Raw genomic sequence first — 20,363 nt, 5'->3', positions numbered from 1 at the left:
ATCGCGTAAACAAAAAAGCCTGTAGTGATTTGCGGGTTTTGAATACTCTGTGTCGGGTCATTAATGGGAACCGGAGTTGCCCGGGACATGCAAGGTCACAAGCGACGGCAGGCCTTTGGTTGATGGCCAAGCGTTAAGGCGGGGGGCATAGCAGAGGCAGGGTATTGCGCAACTTGCTAAATAGCATCCCAATGCCTTAGGATATACTCCTGTCGCCTGTATTCTCATCAGCCACGCCCGGGCCGGAACCTGTCAAACGCTAATGTCGAAGGAATTGTTTCGAGTGAATATAAAGCAACTGGGCTGGAACGCCCATTTTGAAAGTCATTTTGAAAACTATCGCGGCCAAGATCTCGTGCCCGCCCGGGTGATTCGTGTGGGGGGCGGATTTTATACCCTGCTTGGCGCCGACGGCGAACAGACCGCCACCCTTGCCGGACAGTTGCGTCATGGCTCCACCCAGGACGCGTTGCCGGCCGTGGGGGATTGGGTGGGCATCGATTCGCCACAGGAGGGGGGTATCCGCATCCATGCCATCCTGCCTCGGCAGACGGCTTTAAAGCGGGCCACTGTCAGTAATCGCAAAGGTTTGGTCGAAAAGCCGGGCGTCCCCCAGGTGCTGGCGGCAAATGTGGACATCGCCATCATCGTCTGCGGCCTTAATCGTGATTACAATCCCAGGCGCATCGAGCGTTACCTGACCCTGGTTCATGAAAGCGGCGCCATGCCGCTCATCGTTCTCAACAAATCCGACATCTGTCCCGAGACGCAAGCGCGACGTGCCGAAATCGAATCCATCGCCTTCGGCACGCCGGTCCTGGTGACCAGTGCGCAATGCGGTGACGGGCTGGACGAACTGGCGTCCCATCTCAAGGCCGGCAGCACCCTGGTGCTGATCGGGTCGTCGGGAGCGGGTAAATCCACCCTGCTTAACCGGCTGGCCTGTGCCGAGCACCAGCAAACTTCGGAGATTAGCGCCGCCGTGGGCAAGGGTATGCACACGACCACTCACCGGGAACTTTTTCCCCTGCCCGGCGGTGCCCTTGTTATCGACACGCCGGGATTGCGCGAACTGCATCTATGGGGCGAAAGCGAGGCGGGGCTGGCCAGCACCTTTCCCGAGGTGATCGGTTTCGCGGCGCAATGCCGCTTTAGCGACTGTCAGCATGATCAGGAACCGGATTGCGGTATCCGGCAGGCATTGCACGATGGGACTCTCGACCCCGCGCGCCTGGAAAGCTATCTCAAACAACGTGCGGAAATCGCTTCGGCCACCTTGCAGAGCGAGTTGGCGGCGCAGGTTGCCCAAAAGCGCAAAAGGAAAACCATTCCCCGGCAAGGCAAGCGCTGGCGTCGGGAACATGGTGACGGTCAGTAGATCTAAACGAGTTATGTTATGCGCAATAGCCTGGTTTTGGGGGTCGCGAGATGATGTCGGAGGGATTGGTAGATAAACTCAAAATGTTCAGTTCGCGATTCGCCCCTCTATTCAGACGTTTCGCAGGGCATGCGCTACCCGAGCCGCCGCTGCCTAACGTGCTTGTTTGCATGACGACACTGCCGGAGCGGTTGACCTCGAATTTTATATATCGCGTGCTTGATGCGATTTTTTCTCAAAAAACTTCATCGCCCTTCAAGCTTGTACTCTTCGTGCCTCACAACAGCCTGCGCACGGGCACGCCTTATCCCGATCCTGCATTCCTCCACGAGCGATACGGCCAGGAACGACTGGAGATCCACCGATGTGACGATATGGGACCGGCGACCAAATTTACCGGTTTGCTGACCTATCTGCCGTTGGTCGACGGGGACGTTACCCATATTTACATTGCCGACGACGATATTATTCTTCGCGACCATGTCTTTCGCAAAATGCTGAAACATCTTCAGCGGCGAAGTAGAGTGCACGACTATCGTCGCCTGGTGCTGGCCAACGATGCAGGTTTATTGGATGGGTTGCCAACCGTGGCCGGGTACGCAGGCATTCTTGTGCCGATAGGGTTTTTCAGGGACATGGTTGCCGATACCGGGCTGGCCAGGCTGTGGGGTGAACTGGCCGACGGCCGCCATCCCTGTTTTAACGTCGACGATCTGCTCCTGTCGAAACTGCTTCAACGGTTTGCATATATGGTCGAAGGGACGGGGATGAAGCCCTTTGAGGATGTCATGGATCGTTGCCTGACGGACGAGCATCCGGACTGGTTCGAGCTCTGCAAACATACGGCCAGGGATTGCGATACGAGCCAATGCATGAACGAACCTTTGCCCTGACCCGCAGGGTGGGCAATTTCCCCAGGTTGTTACCGGGATCAGTCATCATTCGAGCTTTCCATACCGTAACCATCAAGGGGTGCCTTAATCCGCACCATTCATTTCTTTTTTGTCTCCCGCATAAAATCCTCTCATCGCATTTGAAGATCTGCCGGCTTCCGTTCTGATGTGTCGCATGGCAACCAAACTGCACCTATGCGCCCGAAATGTAACAAAGTGTTTCTTGACAACGATTCATGGCCTCCTGTAGAAAGAGGACTTTATGGCGGTTTCGATCCTCAACGGTTGAAAGCGCATATCGGTCGCCTTCCCCGGAATTTTAAAAATGGTCGAGATAGACAAACTGCATGGCTGGTTGCCGAAAATAATTCATCAAACCTATGCAGATCGCGACCTTCCCCTTCTTTATCAACAAAACATTTCGCGCATCAAGCAGCTATGTCCTGGCTGGGAATACCGCTTTTATGATGATGACGACATCCGGGCTTATATGGCCAGGCACTTTCCCTGGGCGCTGAGTTATTACGATCGCATCGATGCACGCTACGGTGCAGCCAAGGCGGATTTCTTCCGATATTTAGTGGTTTACAACGACGGCGGGGTCTATCTGGACATAAAAAGCACTGTAACCCGGCCGTTGGACGAGGTGCTGCCTTCGGATAAGAGTTATTTGCTGTCTCATTGGAAAAACGGCCCTGAGGATAAATATGCGGGTTACGGGTTGCTTGCCCGTGCAGAAGACATGCGGGAAGAATGGCCGGAACGGGGCGAATTCCAGCAATGGTTTATTGTGGCGCCGCCGGGGCATCCCTTTTTACGCAAAACCATCGATCAGGTTTGTGAGAACATCGATAAGTATTGTCCGATAACGGGGGAAGTCGGCCGGGTTGGTGTACTCAAACTGACCGGACCGATAGCCTATACCCAGGCTATTTTATCCATAAAAGAGCGTCAGCCCCATGCGATCATCGATGCAGAAGATGACCTGGGGCTTTGCTATTCCTTTTTATCCGCCTCCAGGTCGCACGAAACAAGTTTTCGGCGTTCCCATTATTCCAACCAGAATTGCCCGATCATAAAACCCCGTGGCATAAAGAGATGGGCGTACCTGCTTAACCTCCTCTCCGGTTATCTGACCGCCACGGGTAAGCGGCTCAAGAAAAGTATTTCCAAACGCCTCAAACGATGGCAGGCTGTGGGGTAAGGTTCCCTGGCTCGGGCCGTCCCTTATGAATTGATAACCTGTAAGGAGATCGCATGCTGGTAGATGCCCACGCCCACATCGATTGGTACACGGATGCTTTGCCCGAGGCGCTCGCCCAGATCGAGCGGCATCGCATCGTGACCATGGCTGTCGCCATGGATGTTTCAGCGTATCTGAAGGCCAAGGAGATTGCGAAGTCCTGCCGCTATATCATCCCGACCTTCGGCATTCATCCCTGGGAGGCCGCGCATTACACGGACAGGCTGCAGGAGCTTGACGACTACCTTCAGGAAACGCCGCTGATCGGTGAAGCAGGGCTCGATTTTCGCTATGTGAAGGATGAGAAACTTTATCCCGGACAGCTGCAGGTCTTCGAGTATCAGTGCGCGTGGGCGCAGCGTCTGTCGAAGTCGATGAATCTGCACACGCGAGGTGCCGAAAGCGAGGTGCTGGAACTGTTGCGGCGCTACCGGATTGCCAGCCCGATTATTCACTGGTATGGCGGGCCGCTCGACCTGGTCGAGGCCTATCTGGCAGAGGGCTGTTATTTTACCGTCGGGGTCGATGTCCTGAACCCGCGTATAGAACACAGCATTGCCGAGGTCCTGCCGCTGGATCGTATCCTGCTGGAGACAGACAACCCGGACGGCTATCGCTGGCAGGCCAAAGAGATCGGCATGCCGGACCTGCTGTTGACAATCCTGCAGAAGGTGGCCGCGATCAAGCAGATGAGCGCAGCCGAGCTTGAAGACAAGTTATGGCAGAACTGGCAGGAATTGGACCGGCGGTGTAGCGGGAGCATTGGCGGACAGAACTTTTGAAGCCGTCGGGAATGTCGCTGCGCCGAGTGGAAGAAAAGAAATGGGGCACGGCGACTCTTTCTTATGGCGAGAAAGGTTGCCATGCTCCTTCGGTCGTTTCTGGGGTGAGGCCAGCGTTTTTTTGCTTGGCGTCTATTTTACTTTTTTCAGGGTAATGTTGACAAAACCATTTCCCTGAACCAGGGTTTCGTCGTCAATAATCTTCCAGGCTTCTTCTTTATCTTTGTCCTTAAAAACAAGATACCGGTTTTCACCATTTTCTCTGACAAAGATATCCTCAAATTCTGCACGCTCACCCTGCGATTCCATGTAATCGGAACCGATGATCACGGTCCGCATTTCCTGAGTGCCGGCAAAAGCATTTAAAAATTCATTCGAGGAACCGGCTTCCGCTTTATATTCCCCTTCAAATCCATGCCCACAGGCCATAAGTAGGCCACATAATACCGCGATTGATAGACATTTCAGTAATTTCATCGATTTCCTCCGCTAGTGGAATCATTCATACAATCTAAAGCTTCGAACAAAATAAGGCGCACAGGTTAGTTGTCCACCGTCGCCTGGAGTCTGAGGTTTTCCGGCATTTCGGTTCCAAGGGATGCCGGGCCTCCTTGGCAGCGTGCGCTTGAATCGTAAATGCAAGATAAGCAGGGGCTTATGCTAGCGGCTAAATGAGTGTTCGTCAATACAAATGATTCGGTGGAATACGGGGATCTTTTTGCAAGTTGGTTTTATGAACGTACGGTGGGGAGAGTAGAGGGCAAACGCAGAGCCTTGTATCAGATACGAGATATTTCCCACCTTCCGTTTCGATCGCAAGAGGTATGTCCGGGTTGTGTCAAATTCTTGTTGCAAGCACTGTAGATTTCCTTAAAGGAGGAGATCCCTGCTTGATCTATCGCGGTTTTCGCACTTTGCATACTCTTCGTTGAGGTTCTATGGAGGTGGCGTAACAAATTATTGTTGACATGTATTAATTGGTATATACAATGAAAAAGCCGAAAATAATTAATGGCCCTTATTGTTTCATGCGTTATCGCGTTTTGTGGGGATCGATAATGCCGTTGAGCAGGTTATGGAACTGTCAGTAATTCACGATAACTTTCGTCGTTGGGTGCAGGGTCTGCGGGATCAAGGTCTGGATGCCTGTTTCATCCACGGGTTTGAGGCGGAGGCCGAAAGACCGCTGGCTGTTTCCGCAGTATTGCTGACCGCCAGGCTCGATCCTGAGCGGTGTGCCCATGGCTCAGCGCGCCGTCGAGCGTCTATGCGACCTTTGGCGCGTTTGCTCTATCTCATCGCCGTTGGCGGTTCTTCTCCCCATCCCCAAAGAGAACGGGCGTTGCTTTCGCTCATGCTTCAAGCCCAGCATACGCAAGGAATGTCGCTGATGTCCGAGCCACCATCATCGTCATGGTGGCTTGCTTCAGGTATTGCGCCTCGTCCGGCTTTTTTGCTTGAAGCGCACGTCAGCGAGGCGGTGGAACGCGTGGAGGTCGCTCAGGTCCGTACTCATCGCATAGACATGGCGGGCATGTTCAGCGTGCATGGCTATGTCGTTGCCGCTGATGCAACCCCAGTTGCGGGGGCAGAAATCAAACTTCTTGCCACCGGACAGGTGGTGCGTAGTGATCACGACGGCACCTTTCACTTGAAGGTCGGCACTCATGGTTCCGGCCGGACATGCGGGCGGATTAGGATTCAGGCACGGGGTGTGGAAATGCACCTTGAAATTCCGGGTCCGACCACGGAACAACAACCCTGGTTGATTCGTCTGGAGCCGTTGGGCTGTTGATGTGGACCTGGGCGAAAGCACTCAGCACGGCATAATTACCTAGAGGAGGACAAGCGAATGAAAACCACAGTGGCATTCTTTGGGGCTCTTGCCGGTGTTGCCGGCGTTGCGGGGCTCTACTTCGGTCTTGGTATCGGCTGGATTTCGCTGGCGATTGTCGTCGGTGTGACCCTGGTTGGTTATATTGTGGCGCACCTTACTGCAACCACGGGCTTCGGAGAGTTCATGCGGGGCTTGCTCATCGGTTTCAATGCCGGATTGAACGGTTTTCTTGGCGCTGCCGTGTATGCGTGGCTGTTGGGACCGGCAGGGGTAGCTGTCGGCGGGATACTAGGCGTATTGAATTTTCTTGCGGTGTTTCCCGTATTCTCCCGCAGCGAAGTATTTCAGGGCTTTCTCGGTTGGCTCTGTCTTTTTCAGCCGATGGCCTACCTGGTGGCCGGTTTGGGATTGCTCTTTTACCTTACGAATCTACTCCTCCATCCGGTAGCCCTGATTACGGGGACGAAATTTCTCCGTGTTCTCGGCTTGCGGGTGGACTGGAAAACGGGCACGTTTTTTCAGCGGGGCGGGCTCTGCAGCAATCTGAACCCGGCACACACCGCGTACAACATGGGAAACTTTTCGTTCGTGGATCAAAGTACCACTATCTGGCCTATCGAGCATGAGGCCGGGCACACGCTGAATCTTGCCACGTTCGGGAGTCTGTTTCACCTGTTTGGAGCATTTGACGAGATCGTGATCGGAACCGGGGCCGACGACCTCGCGGAGCGTCTTGCGGAAAGTAACAACCCGTCTACAGCGCAGGGCAACATTATTGCCATGTGGATCTGACAGCTTATGTAGCCGCCTGCTGGGCGACCTTGGATTCGGGCTCAGAAGGGTCACTTATCACCATCTTTCAGGTGGTGTGCAGCGAAACCAACGAATATTTATTTGCAGGTCGGAGACCCCGGATCAGACCGGATGGATGGAACGATTCGGAGCCGGGACACGGGGTGAGAAAGCACCTTGGGTTCCGGGGCCTGCCACGGCACAACCGCTCACGGCTGATACGTGTAGAACCGTGGGGTTGCGGCTTTTGACAAGAGTGGGAGGATCCCAAAATGCCGAATTATCTGACACCGGGCGTATATGTGGAGGAAGTGGCCTCCGGTGCGCGACCGATTCAAGCGGTGGGCACCAGTACCGCCGGTTTCGTGGGAGTGGCACCGAATCCATCGGTTCGCGCCCACGAACCCGTGGCGATAAACAGCTGGCAGCAATTCATGCGCATTTTCGGCGCCGGTACGCACAAGGCGCACACCACCTGTTTAGCCCAGGCTGTCTACGGTTTTTTCCTGAATGGCGGTGGGCGCTGTTACGTGGTCAACTGTCAGGACGAGACGCAGCTTACCGGTGACCGCAAGGGGCTCGGAGTTTTGGAGAGCATTGATGAAGTGGCTATCGTGGCAGCACCGGGTTTCGTATCCCCGGCGGCCTATGATGCGGTGCTTAGCCATTGCGAACTCATGGAGGACCGGGTGGCTATCCTGGATGGACCGGCGACCGCTGCGGCTATCAATGATCTGACAAAGGTCGCCGCGGCCAGAATGCAGGTGGAAAAGAGCGATGACGGTGAAAAGCAGGCTCAAACAGGAAAAGGTGCTGCCGGCTTGCGTCCCAGAAATTCGGACGCCGGCTATGGGGCCGTGTATTTCCCCTGGATCGTAGGCCGCGATCCGTTGAATTCCCGCAGTTTGATCCGTATGCCGCCAAGCGGCCACCTGGCCGGGATCTATGCCCGCAGCGACGCTACGCGCGGGGTGCATAAGGCTCCTGCCAACGAGGTGGTGCGCGGTGCGCTTAATGTCAGCTACCGGGTCACGCGGCATGAGCAGGCGGAACTGAATCCGCAGGGAGTGAACTGTATCCGGTTTTTTCCCCGCGAAGGAATTCGGGTCTGGGGTGCTCGCACATTGGCGCCGGCCGCCAGTGAATGGCGTTACATCAATGTTCGACGACTATTCAACATGGTCAAGGAATCGATCGCCCAAAGCACCCGATGGGTCGTATTTGAACCGAACGATCAGGATTTGTGGAAGGCCATTACGCGGGATGTTTCAGCTTTTCTCACGTTGTTGTGGCGGCAGGGTGCGTTGTTTGGCTCCACGCCGCAGGAAGCGTTCTTCGTGCAATGCGACGCCGAGACCAACCCGCCGGAGGTAAGGGATGCCGGACAGGTTGTTACGCGCATCGGTTTGGCGCCGGTCAAACCTGCCGAATTCGTCATTTTCCAGATCGGGCAGGGCGTGGGCGGCACAGAGACCGAGGTGCAGCAGTAACCGGTGCCGTGCAACAAAACAACCAGCTGATGCATATAAGCAGGCAAGCGTACAAAGGATATAGCGATGCCAGAGAATCAGAACCCCGAAGGGGCAGCAGTCACCGGCCAATGGTCCGATCCTTATACTTCCTTCCACTTTGCCATCGATATCAACGGCGTCACCGAAGGGAGATTTGTGGAATGCAGCAGTCTCGGCGTGGATGTGGAAGCGATCAAATATCGTGAAGCCGGTGCCAACCAGATCGTACACAGGCTACCAGGGCGCCTGGAATACGCCGACCTTACGCTGCGTTACGGTATGACCGGTTCGCTACAGCTGTGGCAGTGGATGCAGTCATCCATAGCCGGTACCGTCGAGCGACGCAACGTGTCGGTGGTGATGTACGGACACGATGGCTGCACTGAAGTCATGCGCTGGAACCTTCTCAATGCCTGGCCCCGTTCCTGGCGCGGTACTCAACTCGATGCTCTGGGTAGCCAGGTGGCCATCGAGACCCTGGTGCTGGTATTTGAAGAATTTGAACGGGTACCAGCAGCAGGCGGTGCCGCCGAAGGCGGTGAGGGGGACGGAGAGAGTGGTGAAGCCGGTACCGCTGCTGGATGACGTTGAATGCCCGACAGCATGTCATTGATAGAAATCGTATTGAATACCTTCTGGCGCTTTTGGCGGCTGGTCGGTCTTCGGATAACGGGCGGAGGTCTTCGGCGGGAAACGCGCCAAGTCGAGGCATCCGATTTACCTATAGATTTTCACCAAGCCGGCGAACAGGGCCGCAGGGCATGGTTTGAGTTGGTGCGTCGGCGGGCCCCTCACTTGTTGGCGCAGGGGCGCCCGCATTCGCAACCCGGACGGGATGCCACGGGGGAGCCCCGACCGATTCCACCCAAGTCCACGTCTCCGCAGGGAGAGCCGGTAGCCTCCGTTGTACAGGCGGCAGGGCCGTATTCGGAGCGGCTAGGGCTCGGGGCTCGGTTAGCTTCCTCATTAAGCTCTGACCGTCAAGTTGCGGAATTATTACGGGATCGGGCTGAAACAGAGGCTGCATCCCTTCCCATGGGGACAAAACTTCCCCCGCGACCTGCTCCGGAACCGACATCGGCGTCTCGGCACCTTGGGCCGAAAGAGAAAGAACCGCTTTTTATTCAAAAGGTGGTTGCGCATCTTCCACAGGCTGCAAAGCCCATGGTTCCGCCCCGGCGACAGCCTCCTGAGAATTCTGATCCGAGTCCCACGCCTCCTGAATCATCGCCTGTTGTGCAACGGGAGGCAGAATTAACCGACCGGTCATGGCGGCATGACCTGCAGACGGTGTTGAAATATCCCTCGGCAAGCGTTGGGGTGCGGACGCAATCTATACCGGTTGTTCCCGGTTACGATATAGGGGCGGGACAGGGGGTAAAGGCGTCGGCCGATCCCCGGATTACGCAACAGCAGGTGCGCCTGCAATCGTCTGAAGCGGACCCGGCGAAGGATGCGCAAGCCATTCGGACGGATGCCGAGGTGAAGGGGGCTTGGGCGTCGGGCCCGGTTCCGGAAGTCGCTACGGAGCCATTATGCACGTTGGAGGAAGACTCATTACGCGCCAGCGTGTCGACCGTCGGGGCGGCACCCTTGTCACCCCCTCGTGAGCGCTGGCCTGCGCTGTTGCCGGATCTGCAACCGGATGCAGCTATCGCGTCGCATGCTCTGTGGCGCGATGGCGAGCGTCGTCGCCGTCTTCGTGACGAGCAGCGGGGAATGTGATGGAAAAAGTCGTTTTGCTGATCGAACATTCCGGCGTGCATCTGCGTTGTATGTTGAACCCGGAGTACCTTGAGGTGCAACGCAATGCCGGTGTGGTTGTGCGGCGTTCGCTTGGTGGCGCTCTGACCGGTGCCGATTTGAGTGACGATCCGCTGCTCTATGTCGGTGGAGGCCGGACCGAATTGACACTTGACCTTTTGTTTGATGTCTCGCTGGCGACGAGGGGACCGGATACGGTGCCGTTGGACGATGTGCGAGAGCTTACCGGACCGCTGTGGGAACTGGCTGAAAACAGCGGCGGTGGAGAGCGCTACGGACGTCCGCCGACGGTGCGCTTCATATGGGGAACAAGCTGGAATCTGCCCGGGGTTGTTGCCGCGGTTTCCGAGCGTCTGGAACACTTCACCCGGGACGGCAAGCCTCATCGTTCCTGGTTGCGCTTGCGTCTGCTTCGCATCTCCTGTGCAGAGACAGCCGAACCCTCCGCCCCCCCGGCTCCGCCCGTTGATCGCGATGAAGCACGTCAGCGTATCGCTGCGGGCACCTTGGTCAACTATGATCCGGTAGGTGGTGATGGCGGCGGAGAACGGCTCGATCAGATATCCGCCGAGCGTTTCGGGCATCCCGGGTATTGGAGTCTGCTCGCCGAAATCAACGACTTGGACAACCCTCTGCGTCATGCCGGCCGCACGCTACGGGTGCCGGCGGAGCCTACCTTTGGCGGTGGCGGAGGCAGGGCATGAAACAAGTAAACATGTTGCCCGGAGTCCGGGTTGAAGGCGTTGAAATCGGCGAAGCGCTGCATTTTTCGCAGTTACGAATCGTGCAGCAGCTGGATGCGCCAAGCCAGTGCGAAGTAAGCTGGAACGCTCCAACTTCGGAGCCCTCTTTTTTGGCAAAGATCGCCGCGGAACCGGGGGCTTCGCTGAGTGTGCAGATCGATACGCAGACGTCCCCGGTGTTTGACGGGGAGATCTCCTGTGTTGAATATCTGCATGGGCCGTCCGGTACTCTTACGCTGCGTGTGCGGGCCTACGATGTCTTGGGCCGTTTGCAGCGTCGGCAGGGAGTCCGTACCCATGTAGAGGTGACTACCGCCGAATTGGCTCGTACCCTTGCTGCCGAGGTGGGGGTCTCCACCGACGCAAGCAGCAAGGGACCGGTCTGGTCGCGTATCGTACCCCGCTTTGCACATGACCTTGCTCTGTTGCGTGAGTATGCCGCCCGTAGCGGCCTGCATTTTTACGTACAGGACGGGACGCTGCAACTGTTTGCTCCTCAGTCAGAGACAGCCCATATCCTGGAACTGGCTTTGGGCGAGAATCTGTTCGAGGCACACGTTGAGCGCAACCCTGTTGGTGCCGTAAGCACGGTGCGGTTACTTGGCTGGGACCCGCATACCGGCGAATCACGCCAGGTTCAAGCGCAGGGCGCGGCATCATCCTTCGCAAGGGGTACCGGGGAACGGGTTCTTCTGGGAGCGCCTGTAGAGAGCGACGGCGAGGCGGAGGCCCTGGCAGCTGCCGAGTTGAATCGTAGTCAAGCCAGCGCCATGGTGTTATGGGGCGTGGCTGAGGGCGATGTAGCCTTGCGGCCGGGACGCTGGGTGCGGGTGCGAGGGGTGGCTGAAGGGATGGAAGGGCCGTATCTGCTCAGGACGGTGGTGCACACCCTGGATATCGCCAGCGGCTACGTTTGTGAAATCGACACCCGGCCGGAGTTGCCTGATCGCCCGCAGAGTGTGCCGGCCCTGGTAACGGCCGAAGTATGTGATGTGGACGATCCGCAGGGCCAGGGCCGCGTGCAGGTCAGTCTGGACAGTTACGGCGACGCTTTGAGTACCTGGATGATGGTTTTGCAACTTGGGGCGGGGCATGACAAGGGTGTGATGGTTTTACCCGAAACGGGGGACCGGGTATTGGTGGCCCTTCCGGACGGCGACCCCTCGCGGGGTGTTGTTCTCGGTGGCTTGTTCCACACCGATGGCCCGCCTCGCGACCCGGAGGCCGTAACGGGTCGCGGCAAACATCGGCCTTACACTCTGGCAACCCGCGGCGGTCAACGTATCCGCCTGAACGACGCTGACGGCTCCATCCGCCTGCAGAACGCGGAGGGTAGTTTCCTGTCTCTCACTCCCGAAGGCTTGCTGCTGCACGCCGAGGGCGAGTTGGTGATCGAGGCACCGGGAAATCGCCTGGTTCTCGGAGCCGATCGCATCGACATGCAACGGAGAACATGATGATACTTTTGACGGAAGATGCCGATTTGCGCTGCGCTCACCAACTGGGTCGGGTGAGCATAGCGGCAGGGCAGGGCTGGGTCCGGATAGAGGGGCGCAAGGTTCTGGTGGCGCACGATCCCGAGTCGCGATCGATCAGCGGTTGTCCCAATTATGGACCGACTATCAAGCCCTGTACCACTACCCTGGCGGTGCAAAGAGGTTACTCCAGTTGGGTGCGTATCGATGGTCACCGAGTGTGTTTGGACACCGTTACCGGTATGACCGACGGTACGCCTCCCGGGACCGTCAAATATCAGGTGTGCGACAGCGGCCAGCGATTTGTGAGGCAGGAGCAGTCATGAAAGAAAACATGGATCGTGCCTGGCTCTTCGAATTACCTGTGGGGGCGGTGGCTTCCGAACCGGGGGATGCGCCGCGCGGTTTGAGGCTCGGTTCTACCGGAAATATTGCCATGGCCGATGACGGACGGGCAGTGCGGCAATCGATCCTGCTGTTGCTTAGTACCCGGCCTGGCGAGCGGCTTATGCGACCGGATTACGGTTGCTGGTTGCATCGATTGGTTTTTGCGCCGAACGACGCCGGTACCGCCGGTCTGGCCATTCATTATGTGGGGCAGGCGTTGCGTCGTTGGGAGCCTCGAGTGGCGATCCTGAAGCTGGAGGCAGGCGCCAATCTGCACGGTAAGGGGGATACCTCGACGCTCGATATCGTTCTGGAATACCGCGTCCGCCGTACCTTGTGGGAGGAGCGTCTGGCGCTCGGATACGATCTACATGGTGCACGAATAATCGTACCGACGACCGATCATGATTTTCGACAGGGAGATTTCAGGGCATGAGCCTGCAGGCACCCAAACTGGACGATCGTACTTTCTATGACCTTTTGGAAGAGGCCAAGCGTATTGTTCGCGAACGCTGTCCCGCCTGGACCGATCTGAGTGCCGGTGATCCCGGGACCACACTGTTGGAGCTTTACGCCTTCCTTACCGAGGTCATGCTGTATCGTATCAATCGCCTGCCGGAAAAGGCTTATATCGAGTTTTTGCGCATGATGGGCGTAAAACTGGCGCCCTCAAGCGCTGCCAGGGTAGCTCTGCGGTTGCACCGTAACGAAGGTTTTACGCGTCGGATCGAGGTGCCGCGGGGAACTCGGGTGACGGTGGCACGAAGCGCGGAAGGGGAGGATGCGCCGGTTTTTGTAACTGCGGCGGCCGTTACCCTGGAACCGGATCGTCATAGCGCTACGGTTTTGGCCCACCACTGTCGGTTGATTCAGGGGGAGGGCGTGGGAGTGTCCAGCGGTCTTGCGGGGCAGAGCTTTGAGTTGCGCAATGCGCCGGTGGTCGCACCGACTGGAGATGAACTCGATCTGGTGATCGCGGTGGAGACAACCGAGACGCTGGATGAGCGCGTTGCTTCGCTTAACCACGGCGGCGCCACTTTCAGAGTCTGGCGTGAAGTGGAGCATTTTGCCCGACTCGATGGTGATGAGCATGTTTACGTTGCCGACCGTGCCACGGGTACCATCACATTTGCACCGGCGGTACGTGCAGGCGGGGCGGAGACAGGCAATGGCTTGGCAAAAATCGCGGAGGCACTGGCTGCCGTGCCGCCCGCCGGTATGCGCATTTGCGCCTGGTACCGCTGTGGCGGCGGACCGGCGGGAAATGTGGCGGCTCGTGTCCTCACCGTACTCAAGGATCCGATTCCCGGTTTGCGGGTCGATAATCCGGGGCCGGCGGTAGGCGGCTGCGAGGTCGAGTCTCTGGACAACGCGTTGCTGCGCGGTCCGCAGGAGCTGCACAGCCTGCATCGCGCAGTGACGGCGCGCGACTACGAAGCGGTGGCTCTGCGTGAGGGTAGCGTGGGACGTGCCCATGCCGTTGCCCGTGCCGATCGTTGGCGGTTTGCGGCCCCCGGTACGGTGCAACTGTTGTTGGTACCGGAACTCGCGCGCACGGAGCAAAATCTGTATAGCAAAGAGCAACTCGAGAGTGCTCAGACCGAGGAGGCCCTGGCCCGGGTTCGGCAGGCGATAGACGAGCGCCGTCCGCTGGGCACCGGTTTTATGGTCGATTGGTACCGCTATAAGCCGGTTCGCGTCCATGCAAGGCTGGTGCTGCATCCCGAGGAAGACTTGCAGGCGGTACGCGGCCGGGTGGTTGCCCGGCTCTGTGAATTGATCAATCCCCTTGGGAATCATCCCCTGCGACGCAGACTCCATGCATCCGACATTTACCATACGGTGCTGAACGAGCCGGGGGTTTTGTATGCCGATGGCGTAAAGTTTTCCATTGACCAGGCGCCGGATGCGGATGTGATGGCCGTGACAAACGATCCATTTCATCCCGGTCTGTGGTACGCCGCTGCCGGCTGTCGTCTATTCCGCACCATGGACGACGGTATGGGTTGGGAATTGCTGCAAAAATTTGACGGCGAAGAGATTGAAAAAGTGGTCTGCTGTGATGGCAAAGCCGGCCTTGTCGCCGCTGTTTCGGTCCTTTCCGGAGAAGAGGATGTTAGCCGTATTCGTCTGAGCAGGGATTGCGGTCGCAGCTGGACGGCGATGCATGAGTTGGGATTTCGTGTCAATGACGCCGCCTGGCTTGATCGCGGCGGAGCTGCAATATTGCTGCTGGCGACCGACGAGGGACTCTTTCAGTTGCCACCCGAATCCGGCCCCGTACCGGTGCTGGTAGAACCAAAAAATCAAAGTCTCGGGTTTTACGCTGTCGTGGCGGTGGATGCCCCCCGTATCGGTACCCAGGTGGCGGTGGCGGCGCGCAACAGCGAGGGCATCTATCTTTGCCCCGACGAGCAGTTAGAGGGGTTTCGCAATATCGGCCTGAAGGGGCAGGATGTTCGGGTTCTTTCGGCCCAATGTGTCGGGCCGCGGGCGTTTTTGTGGGCCGGTCTGGCGGCGGTGGGCGGTGCGGAGGGAGACGGTTGCCTGCGTTGGGAACTGCGCCGGGATCCCGGAGAAATCGAGGGCTGGCGCAGCATGGGTAGCGGTTGGCGAGGCGGTTCCTGTCGGGCTATCGCCAGTTACGGCGAGCATGTCTACGCGGCAACCTTTCATGCCGGGGTTTTGTCCATGGACAGCGCTGAGAAGGATCCTGTCTGGCAGGTTCCTGGTATCGATTGCGGCTTGCCGCTACGCGATACCGAGCGTTTGCTGCACCGGGTGCATGACCTGGCTGTGGCATCGCCGTTGCCGGAAGCTGATACCCCCGCGACTATCCTATGCGGTGGTCCTGGCGGTGTATTTCGCAGCGAAGACGGGTCAAACTTCCGCCTGGTTTCGGCGACGATCTTTACGGAGCATGTCACTATCGGCGAAGGCTATCTTTTTTGTAGTGACACCCATGCGATAGAGACGGTACACGATGCAACGACCTGATATCGAAGCGCTGTTGCCGACCGTCTTTCAGGACGCCATACGTGCGGAGACTCCCCTGGACGCTCTGCTGGAAGTGGCTGCGCGCCTGCCTGAGCCATTAGAGGTGCTGCTCGCTTCGGTGGATAGCCTGTTTGACCCCCGTCGCGCGCCGGACGGGATGGTGGCTTTTCTGGCGGCCTGGGTCGATTTGGATCGCTTTCTGGTGCGCCGGCGGGCCGACGGTTCGGGCGGCGACCTGCCCGCGGGACAAGGGTATTTGCGGGAGCTATGCGCTGCTGCTGCGGAACTTTCCCGGCATCGGGGTACTCGCCGGGGTTTGATCCGATTTTTGGAAATCGCCACCGGGCAGACCGGATTTCGTATCGAGGAGAATCGCGATCGCAGCGGTGCGCCACGACCTTTTCACCTGGTGGTGACAGCGCCTCAGGGGACCCAGGCTCATGCAGAGCTGATTCATGCCATTGTGGCTTTTGAAAAACCGGCTTATGTCACTTACCGTCCTGATGAACTTTGCTTCGAATAACCTAAAGGATGCCAGTTATGCCAAATTATTTCGAGATTTCACCGACCGATGACGCTCTTAGCTTGCAGCAAGGAAAGGGGGCGGCGGGGTTCACCGTACGTTATGTGGGAGAACGGCCCGTGGAGGCAAAAGCGGAAGCCGTGGCGCTGCAGGGTGCCGATCAGGCCTGGTTGCAGGTTGCGCAACCGACCACCAAGCAAATGCAGTCGAATCAGACACAGACCTTCAAGGTGTTGGTCAACGTGCCGCCCGGCACCCCGGTCGGTCGTTACGGGCTGCGTTTGGACGTGATGTCGGTGGATAATACCGACGAAGAATATAACCAGGGTCCGGTGGTGGCGTTCGAGGTGGGGGAGGCTTCGGCTGCTTCCCCAAAAAAACAAAAAGGCTTTCCATGGTGGACCGTTATCGTGTCCGCGGTGGTGTTGGTGATGGTGGCCGGTGGAATTACGTGGTGGGTAATGAACCGCTCGAAAACCACCGAGATTAACTTCAGTGAGGCCGCTGCCGGGGTGATAGCCGCCGATACTTATCTGGATGAAGGGATATCGGTGGTGGAAACAAAGCCCAAAAGCACGCTCTCTGCAAATGCCTTGCGCGAAACCCGACTTGCGGATCGATTGCGCGTGTCCGGGCGGGTTGTCTCCCCGACGTTACCGGTCAAAGTGAAACCCGCAGTCACATACTGTGCGGATGCCTTACCTGCAATCCTGCCGGCGGGCAGTTATCGCCTGCCCGAGGCGGTACTCTCCACGGCGTCTCCAGATAATACGAACAAATGCAACGGTGTGGAGCTGAGTTTCAAGTTGCAGCGTCCCGCCACCAAGGTATCCATCGCCTTTTTTGGCGCCAAGGCGGAGTATCAACTCAGAGCGTATGATCGTGACGGAAATGAGCTGGGTACCGACACGGCGAGTGCCACCCCTTATGAATATGATACCCCCAGCATCGTCGAGGTGAGTTCTGAAGATGCCCTTATCGATCATTTCGAATTCGGTCACCAGAAGGCTCTGACGATGATCAAATCCATCGAAATTACGACTACCGGTAGGGAGTAACCGGGCCTGACATGAAACTGAGAACTTTTCAGATTATGCTGGTGTTTGTCGCGGTACTATGTGCCGTGGGGATCATTGCCGGTCTTGGTGGTAGCGGCGATGGTATCGATGCGAATGATTTCCCGCCGGCCTGGTTGAAAGCTATGGGGGGCTTGGCCGGCGGTCCCCGGTTGGCAACCCGGGATTTGACCGCTAACGGTATTCCCTGGCGGCAACCGTTGGCGCTGACCGCCGGCATGTCGCGGAAATTCACTGTCTCCACCGCCGATGACAAAGTGCGGCGGGGCGGGTTCGTCCTGGAAGGCAGACGACCCGATCGGCTCGAAATTCGCTACCAACCGAAGTCGGTGCAGAGGTTGAATGGAGAAAAGGTGAAGGTGCAGAGCTGGCCCAACGAAGAGAAAGGCTCGCCGAAATTTGTGGTATATGACGGCGGTGGAACCTTTTGGTTCTTTAATGCGGGGCCTGGTACTATCAAGATCCGATTAGAGGACTAAACCATGAGCCCGCTTCAGAGTCTTCGCAAGCCCCTGTTTCTTGCTGCGGTTGTATTGCTTGCTATCGTGCTTTTGGCTGAACTCGGGGCGGCCGTGGCAGCGTCTTTTTCTGGTCGCTCCATTTCAGTCGTAGGCTGGGGAATTCCGTGCCTGGCGCTGCTCGATGGCCAGTTGGTTTTCACCGTGCTGCTGATGGCGGCGCCGCTGATATTGCCTGAGCGCATCACCGGTCGTGTCCAGGGCGTGGCCACCTTCATAGTGTCGTTGTTGTTGCTGATCGGTTGTGTGGCCGCAGGTGTGGCGGCTGTCGGATTACTCATGCTGCTTATCGGCTTGCTGCTCGCATTGCCATTCGGGCCGATAGCTTATGCCGCCATGGGCTACGCCAGTTTCCCCACTGGAGCCGCTGCTGCTACCTTGGGGCTGCTTATGATGGGCAAACTGGTCAGCAGCGGCGTGCTGGTGATTGCGCATCAGCGATTCCTGGAAAACAAGGGGCTCATTTTACTGATCGCTACCTCGCTATTGGCCACTATCGTTATATCTTATCTGCATGGAATGGTGCCGGGTTTCCTGGTCAGCGTAACCGATCTCATCGGTGCTATTGTGGTGGTTATATTGGCGGCGATCTGGGTGATCGTCGGACTGGTCTTTGCGGTGATCGCCATGATCAAGGCGGCGGCTTAATCACATCAGAAATCATTCATGGCTATCGAATGTTGTCAGCCCGAATGGTTGAACTCTGCCTGCGGGTCATGAGAGATGGAAAATGCCTGCAGATGGGACCCTTTATTCATTAAAATATGATCATCGCAGAACCGTGATCCGGGTCATGTTATGTAGTTTGTACTGCACACTGTAGCTGCCATCAAAAAAGGCTCTTCCTTTTGGAAGAGCCTTTTTTGATATTTACGCTTTTGTTCCCAAGGTCAATGCAGGCATTGGAACAGGCCCATGGCCCACTGGCACGCACCGCAGGGTTCCGGGTGGGTATAGCAGTCAAACTCGAAATCTTCCTCTTGCAGCAGATCACAGGGAGCCACCCCGCAATTGCTGCAGTAGGGATAGTCGAAGGCATGGACGTTTTCGCGGAAGCTGCGAAAGGTCACGTCGTTCCAGATATCAAGCAACGGCCGTTGGTTGACGTTGCCGAAGATCTTGGGTTTGATCAGACGGTCCCAGTCGTTGATAAAACAACGGAATTGATGCCAGAGGAAATAGCAGGGATGCACTGCGCCGTCCCAGGAGATGAAGGCTCCGCCGTCTTCCACGAAATCGCATTTGCGTTCGAAGCGGGGAACCGCGGCCGGCAGACTCAGTTCAACGCCCAGATCCTTGGCCAAAAGCTCCGCCTCGTCGAATAAGGCCTGCAACTGTTCCGCCTTGTCGGCGCCGCGCTCTAACAGTCGCGGAAGGTCCAGGAAAACATCTTTTTTCCGTGCGTCGGCTCGCATCTGATCGACCAGTTCCATCATGCGGGCAAGCTTGGGATCCAGTCCCGGTAAAAACCGCCCCATTTCCCACCGTGAATTATAATCACGCACGTCGAGTCCCATGTCGGCGATCTTGTCGCGCCAGTAGGTGAAGATCTTTACGGCCTCGTCGGTTGAATTATCGTAGGCGAGCTGCTCCATGGCAGAGTTGTCGTAAGCCGATGCCTGGGTGACGAGCATGAAATCGGCACCTCGAGCGGCGACCCAGCGCAGGGTATCCAACAGTTGCTGCTTGTTTTCCTCCATCAACACGAACTCGACGCCGACCTTGAGCCGGGTGTCGGGTTGGCGTTTGCGCGCGGCCGCCAAAAATGCGAAGGCCTGTTCCATGTCGTCGAGGTCTTCGCCTTCGCGTACCTTGCTGAAGGTGTCGGGCTTGACCCCGTCCACCGACAGGCAGAGCCGGTCGAGGCCGGAGGCCACCAGATCCCGGGCCCAGCGCTCATCGAGCAGCAAACCGTTGGACTGAAAGCCGATCCAGGACTTTTCCGGCATGGCACGGCGGGCCCGGTGGATAAAATCGAGCAGGTGGGGGTGCATCAGCGCCTCGCCGATACCGTTGAGCAGCAGGGCCTCGAGACGGGGAAATGCAGGCTCCAGGGCGCTGAAGGTTTCCTCGGTCATGTCGCCATCGATGATATTGCTGTCTGCTGACTGCTTGACGCACATGGGGCAACGCAGATTGCAAAAGGTGGTGATTTCAACAAACAGCTTGCTCGGGTAGTCCCTGAGCGGTGCCGGCAGGGCGTCGGTGGGCTGCAAGGAGGGTTGCGAACTCATAACTGCTCCGGATTTGTCGTAGCTAAATGGTTATGGCAAGAGAGGTTTGGAGGCATGCTGCGGGCCTCCATGCATATCAAGGCCGCCACCCTAACATAAAAATCATGGCTCGGGCACCCCCCAATAGGGGCGTTAAGCGTATACTTTGAAAAGGCGGGTTTGTTATAAGAACAGGGACATTAAAAGGCGTTTTCAGCCGGCTTTGAAGGG

At 57.3% G+C, this 20,363-nt stretch carries 20 protein-coding genes; 18 read left to right on the top strand and 2 right to left on the bottom strand.

The genetic code is table 11. From position 1 onward, the window contains the following. The first annotated feature begins 283 nt into the window (after nucleotides 1–283). The 4 genes from rsgA (at nucleotide 284) to PCAR_RS15695 (ending at nucleotide 4,296) form a co-directional block, all read left to right on the top strand. Nucleotides 284–1,378, top strand: coding sequence for a ribosome small subunit-dependent GTPase A (gene rsgA, locus PCAR_RS15710; protein WP_011342689.1), 1,095 nt, complete (start codon nucleotides 284–286; stop codon nucleotides 1,376–1,378). A gap of 170 nt (nucleotides 1,379–1,548) precedes the next feature. Next, nucleotides 1,549–2,271: a glycosyltransferase gene (locus PCAR_RS15705; RefSeq protein WP_041531417.1), complete on the top strand. Its 723-nt coding sequence runs from the start codon at nucleotides 1,549–1,551 to the stop codon at nucleotides 2,269–2,271. Between the two features lie 325 nt (nucleotides 2,272–2,596). After that, nucleotides 2,597–3,475 carry a glycosyltransferase family 32 protein gene (locus tag PCAR_RS15700; RefSeq protein ID WP_011342687.1) on the top strand — a complete coding sequence of 293 codons (879 nt, stop codon included), beginning with the start codon at nucleotides 2,597–2,599 and terminating at the stop codon, nucleotides 3,473–3,475. 53 nt (nucleotides 3,476–3,528) lie between these two features. Beyond that, nucleotides 3,529–4,296, top strand: a complete 768-nt coding sequence (locus PCAR_RS15695) for a TatD family hydrolase (RefSeq protein ID WP_011342686.1) — start codon at nucleotides 3,529–3,531, stop codon at nucleotides 4,294–4,296. A 132-nt stretch (nucleotides 4,297–4,428) separates the two neighbouring features. Here PCAR_RS15695 and PCAR_RS15690 read toward each other — a convergent pair whose 3' ends face one another. Next, entirely contained in the window at nucleotides 4,429–4,773 is a 345-nt protein-coding gene (locus PCAR_RS15690) for a hypothetical protein (RefSeq protein ID WP_011342685.1), read from the bottom strand. A gap of 598 nt (nucleotides 4,774–5,371) precedes the next feature. Here PCAR_RS15690 and PCAR_RS15685 point away from each other — a divergent pair. The 14 genes from PCAR_RS15685 (at nucleotide 5,372) to PCAR_RS15620 (ending at nucleotide 18,567) form a co-directional block, all read left to right on the top strand. Further along, nucleotides 5,372–6,091, top strand: coding sequence for a carboxypeptidase-like regulatory domain-containing protein (locus PCAR_RS15685; protein ID WP_011342684.1), 720 nt, complete (start codon nucleotides 5,372–5,374; stop codon nucleotides 6,089–6,091). Nucleotides 6,092–6,148: 57 nt separating this feature from the next. After that, nucleotides 6,149–6,925, top strand: coding sequence for a hypothetical protein (locus PCAR_RS15680; protein WP_011342683.1), 777 nt, complete (start codon nucleotides 6,149–6,151; stop codon nucleotides 6,923–6,925). Between the two features lie 272 nt (nucleotides 6,926–7,197). Then, entirely contained in the window at nucleotides 7,198–8,415 is a 1,218-nt protein-coding gene (locus PCAR_RS15675) for a phage tail sheath family protein (RefSeq protein ID WP_011342682.1), read from the top strand. Between the two features lie 66 nt (nucleotides 8,416–8,481). Then, the gene (locus PCAR_RS15670) at nucleotides 8,482–9,021 is read left to right on the top strand and encodes a phage tail protein (RefSeq protein ID WP_011342681.1); all 540 of its coding nucleotides are present in this window, start codon (nucleotides 8,482–8,484) and stop codon (nucleotides 9,019–9,021) included. Nucleotides 9,022–9,756: 735 nt separating this feature from the next. Next, nucleotides 9,757–10,161 carry a hypothetical protein gene (locus tag PCAR_RS18700; RefSeq protein ID WP_148204367.1) on the top strand — a complete coding sequence of 135 codons (405 nt, stop codon included), beginning with the start codon at nucleotides 9,757–9,759 and terminating at the stop codon, nucleotides 10,159–10,161. Then, the gene (locus PCAR_RS15660) at nucleotides 10,161–10,904 is read left to right on the top strand and encodes a hypothetical protein (protein ID WP_011342679.1); all 744 of its coding nucleotides are present in this window, start codon (nucleotides 10,161–10,163) and stop codon (nucleotides 10,902–10,904) included. Before PCAR_RS18700 ends, PCAR_RS15660 begins: the two co-directional genes overlap by 1 nt. Beyond that, nucleotides 10,901–12,400, top strand: a complete 1,500-nt coding sequence (locus PCAR_RS15655; protein WP_011342678.1) for a phage baseplate assembly protein V — start codon at nucleotides 10,901–10,903, stop codon at nucleotides 12,398–12,400. The genes PCAR_RS15660 and PCAR_RS15655 overlap by 4 nt, the downstream gene beginning before the upstream one ends. Next, on the top strand, nucleotides 12,400–12,744 hold the full coding sequence (locus tag PCAR_RS15650; protein WP_011342677.1) for a hypothetical protein: 345 nt from the start codon (nucleotides 12,400–12,402) through the stop codon (nucleotides 12,742–12,744). The genes PCAR_RS15655 and PCAR_RS15650 overlap by 1 nt, the downstream gene beginning before the upstream one ends. Further along, nucleotides 12,741–13,241 carry a GPW/gp25 family protein gene (locus PCAR_RS15645; RefSeq protein WP_011342676.1) on the top strand — a complete coding sequence of 167 codons (501 nt, stop codon included), beginning with the start codon at nucleotides 12,741–12,743 and terminating at the stop codon, nucleotides 13,239–13,241. The genes PCAR_RS15650 and PCAR_RS15645 overlap by 4 nt, the downstream gene beginning before the upstream one ends. Next, a complete protein-coding gene (locus PCAR_RS15640) occupies nucleotides 13,238–15,802 on the top strand; it encodes a baseplate J/gp47 family protein (RefSeq protein ID WP_011342675.1) in 2,565 nt (854 codons plus the stop codon). Before PCAR_RS15645 ends, PCAR_RS15640 begins: the two co-directional genes overlap by 4 nt. Beyond that, the gene (locus PCAR_RS15635) at nucleotides 15,789–16,325 is read left to right on the top strand and encodes a phage tail protein (protein WP_011342674.1); all 537 of its coding nucleotides are present in this window, start codon (nucleotides 15,789–15,791) and stop codon (nucleotides 16,323–16,325) included. Before PCAR_RS15640 ends, PCAR_RS15635 begins: the two co-directional genes overlap by 14 nt. A gap of 17 nt (nucleotides 16,326–16,342) precedes the next feature. Continuing rightward, the gene (locus tag PCAR_RS15630) at nucleotides 16,343–17,383 is read left to right on the top strand and encodes a hypothetical protein (RefSeq protein ID WP_011342673.1); all 1,041 of its coding nucleotides are present in this window, start codon (nucleotides 16,343–16,345) and stop codon (nucleotides 17,381–17,383) included. 11 nt (nucleotides 17,384–17,394) lie between these two features. Next, complete coding sequence (locus PCAR_RS15625) at nucleotides 17,395–17,880, top strand: hypothetical protein (RefSeq protein WP_011342672.1); 486 nt, start codon at nucleotides 17,395–17,397, stop codon at nucleotides 17,878–17,880. A gap of 3 nt (nucleotides 17,881–17,883) precedes the next feature. After that, nucleotides 17,884–18,567, top strand: coding sequence for a hypothetical protein (locus PCAR_RS15620; protein ID WP_011342671.1), 684 nt, complete (start codon nucleotides 17,884–17,886; stop codon nucleotides 18,565–18,567). 242 nt (nucleotides 18,568–18,809) lie between these two features. Here PCAR_RS15620 and PCAR_RS15615 read toward each other — a convergent pair whose 3' ends face one another. Beyond that, nucleotides 18,810–20,153, bottom strand: a complete 1,344-nt coding sequence (locus PCAR_RS15615) for a radical SAM/SPASM domain-containing protein (RefSeq protein WP_011342670.1) — start codon at nucleotides 20,151–20,153, stop codon at nucleotides 18,810–18,812. Nucleotides 20,154–20,363 lie beyond the last annotated feature (210 nt).

Source organism: Syntrophotalea carbinolica DSM 2380, from assembly GCF_000012885.1.
In the GTDB taxonomy this organism is placed as follows: domain Bacteria; phylum Desulfobacterota; class Desulfuromonadia; order Desulfuromonadales; family Syntrophotaleaceae; genus Syntrophotalea; species Syntrophotalea carbinolica.
The sequence above is the reverse complement of the archived record's forward strand: the minus strand, read 5'-3'. Positions and strand labels throughout refer to the sequence as shown.

What these genes read in the sequence shown, in the direction of transcription:
- PCAR_RS15705 (WP_041531417.1), top strand. Translation starts at nt 1,549, where the DNA reads ATGACGACACTGCCGGAGCGGTTGACCTCGAATTTTATATATCGCGTG.
- PCAR_RS15700 (WP_011342687.1), top strand. Translation starts at nt 2,597, where the DNA reads ATGGTCGAGATAGACAAACTGCATGGCTGGTTGCCGAAAATAATTCAT.
- PCAR_RS15695 (WP_011342686.1), top strand. Translation starts at nt 3,529, where the DNA reads ATGCTGGTAGATGCCCACGCCCACATCGATTGGTACACGGATGCTTTG.
- PCAR_RS15690 (WP_011342685.1), bottom strand. Translation starts at nt 4,773, where the DNA reads ATGAAATTACTGAAATGTCTATCAATCGCGGTATTATGTGGCCTACTT.
- PCAR_RS15685 (WP_011342684.1), top strand. Translation starts at nt 5,372, where the DNA reads ATGGAACTGTCAGTAATTCACGATAACTTTCGTCGTTGGGTGCAGGGT.
- PCAR_RS15680 (WP_011342683.1), top strand. Translation starts at nt 6,149, where the DNA reads ATGAAAACCACAGTGGCATTCTTTGGGGCTCTTGCCGGTGTTGCCGGC.
- PCAR_RS15675 (WP_011342682.1), top strand. Translation starts at nt 7,198, where the DNA reads ATGCCGAATTATCTGACACCGGGCGTATATGTGGAGGAAGTGGCCTCC.
- PCAR_RS15670 (WP_011342681.1), top strand. Translation starts at nt 8,482, where the DNA reads ATGCCAGAGAATCAGAACCCCGAAGGGGCAGCAGTCACCGGCCAATGG.
- PCAR_RS15660 (WP_011342679.1), top strand. Translation starts at nt 10,161, where the DNA reads ATGGAAAAAGTCGTTTTGCTGATCGAACATTCCGGCGTGCATCTGCGT.
- PCAR_RS15655 (WP_011342678.1), top strand. Translation starts at nt 10,901, where the DNA reads ATGAAACAAGTAAACATGTTGCCCGGAGTCCGGGTTGAAGGCGTTGAA.
- PCAR_RS15650 (WP_011342677.1), top strand. Translation starts at nt 12,400, where the DNA reads ATGATACTTTTGACGGAAGATGCCGATTTGCGCTGCGCTCACCAACTG.
- PCAR_RS15645 (WP_011342676.1), top strand. Translation starts at nt 12,741, where the DNA reads ATGAAAGAAAACATGGATCGTGCCTGGCTCTTCGAATTACCTGTGGGG.
- PCAR_RS15640 (WP_011342675.1), top strand. Translation starts at nt 13,238, where the DNA reads ATGAGCCTGCAGGCACCCAAACTGGACGATCGTACTTTCTATGACCTT.
- PCAR_RS15635 (WP_011342674.1), top strand. Translation starts at nt 15,789, where the DNA reads ATGCAACGACCTGATATCGAAGCGCTGTTGCCGACCGTCTTTCAGGAC.
- PCAR_RS15630 (WP_011342673.1), top strand. Translation starts at nt 16,343, where the DNA reads ATGCCAAATTATTTCGAGATTTCACCGACCGATGACGCTCTTAGCTTG.
- PCAR_RS15625 (WP_011342672.1), top strand. Translation starts at nt 17,395, where the DNA reads ATGAAACTGAGAACTTTTCAGATTATGCTGGTGTTTGTCGCGGTACTA.
- PCAR_RS15620 (WP_011342671.1), top strand. Translation starts at nt 17,884, where the DNA reads ATGAGCCCGCTTCAGAGTCTTCGCAAGCCCCTGTTTCTTGCTGCGGTT.
- PCAR_RS15615 (WP_011342670.1), bottom strand. Translation starts at nt 20,153, where the DNA reads ATGAGTTCGCAACCCTCCTTGCAGCCCACCGACGCCCTGCCGGCACCG.